Source organism: Oleiphilus sp. HI0117 (genome assembly GCF_001635235.1).
Map to the genome: position 1 here is coordinate 1 of NZ_LWGA01001011.1, position 1,946 is coordinate 1,946.

Annotated in this window: 1 protein-coding gene; it reads right to left on the bottom strand. The window is 45.7% G+C overall.

All coding sequences use genetic code 11. The features are described from left to right. Positions 1-1,946: AMP-binding protein (locus tag A3757_RS18160; protein ID WP_156506399.1), on the bottom strand; the 1,946-nt coding region annotated here is incomplete at both ends.

Below are 1,946 nucleotides of genomic sequence, written 5' to 3' on the forward strand. Positions count from 1 at the left end.
GGCGATAGGTAAGCCCAATCCAGGCGGTGTTTGGGTTTGTGTAATCTGGGCACAGCTAGACCAAACGGTGGTTTCAGTTGGGCCATACATGTTCCAAAGCTCACTACAGCGTTGAAGTAGCTCTTCAGCTAAATCCAATGGCAATGCTTCGCCACCGCACAGTGCTTTTAATCTAGGCTCACCCTGCCAGCCACTACTGATCAGCAATCGCCAGGTGGCGGGTGTTGCTTGCATGAAGTTTGCCTGATGCTTTATCAGCAAGCTTAATAAACGTCGACCATCACTACTATCCTGTTTCTTGGCAATAATGATTTTGGCGCCGACCCAGAGTGGCAAGTAGAGTTCAAGTACGGCAATATCAAAAGACAAAGTTGTTACTGCCATCAGGGTATCATCAGCCTGGAGCCCTGGCTTTTCGGCCATGCTGTGTAAGAAGTTCATGACGGAAGCATGGGGTACCACAACGCCTTTAGGCTTTCCGGTAGAACCGGAGGTATAGATGATATACGCAGCTGTATCCTCAGGGATTGTTACATCTGGGCAAGCTGTGTTCTGCTGTGATAGACGTTCAGAAATCAGATCGGTATTGAGTATGTGTGCAACAGAAGGCAGGCGCTTGATATGCGTTTCTTGAGTGACTAGGTGTTGTAAGCCCGAGTCTTCAATCATGTACGCCAAACGATCATCGGGGAAGTCAGGGTCAAGCGGGACATAGCTGGCGCCGACTTTCAATATGCCAATTAGGGCCGCGAGCATATGCTGAGAGCGGTCCAGGCACAAGCCAACGCGGTCCCCAACCGATACGTGCTCCTCTAATAGGAGCTGAGCCCACTGTGAGCTAAGTTCATCAAGCTGACGATAGCTTAAGACTTCCTGCTCAAATATGACGGCTTCTTTTTCGGCAAATTGTTGAGCTTGATGATGAAGGTAGTGACCGACAGTGCGAGGGGCGTTGGCTTGTTCTTCATGCCAGAAATGGTGCGTACCTAGGCTACGAGTAAGTAAATATTCATAATCGTTAATAGGGCTGAGTTCCAGCTCGCTGAGTGACTGGTTTAGATTAAAACTACACTGGGTTAGGAGCCAGATATATTCATCGATTCGGGCTTTGATTGACTCTTCCAGGAATAGGTCAGTATTGTACTGGCACTCGATTGTGAAGTGGTCACCGTAGTCGGCGACATTCATAAACTGTTCAAAGTTTTCATAAAACCTTGGGTTTGAGTGGAAACTACATTTTAGCTCGTGAAAATCTAGATGTTCGTCTTCCAAGCCTGTATCAAAGTTGTAAAGCAGGGGTAAAAGTGGAATTCTTGAAGGATCCCTTGCAATGGGTAGCTCTCGAATCAACTCCCCAAAGGTAAAGTTCTGATGTTCAAAAGCGTCTAGAATCTCTTCACTAATTTCGTGTATTGCTTGAGCAACTGATATAGAAGGATTTAGCTCACTGACGATAGGAACTGTCGAAACACAATGACCAATCAAAGAATTCGGAGCGATACCGGGTTGTGCTGCGGTTGGCATTCCTACTGCTAAAAAGGACTCTCCTGTCCAGCGCTGCAAGGCAATAAAATAGATCGCCATTGTATAAGCGCTTAGGCTGCATCCTATGCTGGCTGCACTTTTCTTAATTTCAGTGATTAGATCTAGGTCGACATCAACATCTATTCGGCGCGCATTGAAGGTTCTATTCTTGGGGCGGTCTTTATCTAATATAAGCTCGTAATCGGGAATTCTTTTTGAAAATTTATCTAGCCAATATTGTTTGTCCTCGTTCTCTGAAGATTGACCAGCAAAATCAACAAAAGAGTATGCTTCTTCTAAATCAGCCGAATTTCCCTTTACGGTGCTATTGTAAAAGGCTGACAAATCTGCGATCACGATGCCAAGAGACCAGCCATCACAAATAATATGATGAGCAGTGAATATCAGGTAGTGACAGGTAT